The sequence below is a fragment of the Dietzia sp. HMSC21D01 genome (assembly GCF_001815995.1).
In the GTDB taxonomy this organism is placed as follows: Bacteria; Actinomycetota; Actinomycetes; order Mycobacteriales; family Mycobacteriaceae; genus Dietzia; species Dietzia cinnamea.
In genome coordinates, this window is record NZ_KV823933.1 from 1 (window position 1) to 1532 (window position 1532).

The 1532-nt window shown below is 64.6% G+C and carries 2 protein-coding genes; both read left to right on the top strand.

Annotation, left to right across the window (positions count from 1 at the left end):
- Positions 1-60 precede the first annotated feature (60 nt).
- Entirely contained in the window at positions 61-456 is a 396-nt protein-coding gene (locus tag HMPREF3086_RS09690) for a hypothetical protein (protein WP_061917909.1), read from the top strand.
- Positions 456-1502 (top strand): IS3 family transposase, encoded by a 1047-nt coding sequence (locus HMPREF3086_RS09695; RefSeq protein ID WP_256386786.1) that lies wholly within the window; start codon positions 456-458, stop codon positions 1500-1502. The genes HMPREF3086_RS09690 and HMPREF3086_RS09695 overlap by 1 nt, the downstream gene beginning before the upstream one ends.
- The last annotated feature ends 30 nt before the right edge of the window (positions 1503-1532 follow it).

Genomic DNA, 1532 nt, shown 5'->3' on the forward strand with positions numbered 1-1532 from the left:
GCGCCCTGTGGCTCAGGCTGGTTGTGAGTCGGCGATGGGCGCTGGCGGGAGGGTGTCGAGATGACGGTGGTTGTTCCATCACGCGAGCGCAGCGTTGAGGAGAGGCGGCGGTTGGCGCTTGAGTACGTCGAGTGCCGGTATGGCACCAAGGCCGCGTTCCTGCAGGAGCACCGGATCGCTGAGTGGCAGATGCGGCGGTGGGTGGCCGCGTTGGCTGACGGTGACCTCGACGGGAACGTCATCCCGCGTCAGACTGGGGAGATGACCAGGGAAGATGCAGCTGAGGTTAGGCGTCTGAACGCCAGAATCGCCAAGCTGGAAACGGAATTGGATTCCGAGCGCAAGGTCGTTGATGCGCTGGGAAAAGCTATATCGGTCATGCACTCACTTGGCGTGGCCGACGACGGGGAGGACCCGACTGGACCGAGCAGCAGCGGCGAGAGCACGAGGAGCTGATCGCGGCCGAGAACGCCCTGCTGGAGGAACTCAAGGCGGCAGGCCGAAGTCAGCGGTCGGCGCTGGCAATGATCGGCCTGTCCCGGGGCTCGTTTCATGTTCGGCGCAAGCCCCGAGCCCGGGTGGCGGAGCCGATCGCCCACGCCGATCGCAAGCAGCCCCATGCGTTGACTGAGGCAGAGTCAGCGCAGGTCGCCGATACGGTCAACGCCTCGCTGGCGAAGGGGCGCAGTGTGCGGCAGGCCTGGTACGAGCACATCGATACCGGACCGGTGCTGGCCAGTCAGGCGACCTTTCAGCGGGTGGCCGCCAAGGTGCGCACCACCCCTGTCCGTCGACGACGACGCCCCAACGCGCCGCGGGATAGCCCCACACTGCAGGCCAGCCGGCCCGATCAGGTGTTGTGTTGGGACATCTCGTTCCTGCCCGGACGCACAACCAGACAGAGCTTTGCGCTGTACTCGGTAATCGACCTGTACTCCCGCAAAATCGTCGGATGGACGATCCAGACCCGCGAAGACCGCTACATCGCCGCTGAACTTCTAACCACCATCATCGATGCCTCAGACGGCAAGGTCGAAATCGTTCACTCCGACAACGGCTCGGCCATGACCTCCAAGCACCTACGCGGCGAACTCGAGAACAAAAGCGTGACCTGCTCGTACATCCGGCCCGGGGTCAGTAACGACAACGCCTACATCGAATCGTGGTTCGCCACGGTCAAGAGCGCGCACGCCTACCCGCGGGCCTTCCGCGACCTCGATCATGCCACCGAGTGGATCGCCGAATGGGTTGAGTACTACAACCATCGACACCATCACGGCGGACTGGCCGGCTACACCCCGGCGTCCGTTCACGACGGCACCTGGGTCGACGCGGCCCGCACCCGGCAGACCAGGCTCGATGAGCACTACCGCCAGCACGCGGGCCGCTACCGCAAACGACCCCAGATCCCCACCCCGAACACCACCGTCACGATCAACCTGGCAAACGACGGCTCACGACTGACGATCCCACCGATCGCGGCAACCCTCATCGCCGCCTGAATGACTCACAACAGGTTGACAATCACCGCG

Coding starts and splice junctions, on each gene's coding strand:
- HMPREF3086_RS09690 (WP_061917909.1), top strand. CDS start 61: ATGACGGTGGTTGTTCCATCACGCGAGCGCAGCGTTGAGGAGAGGCGG.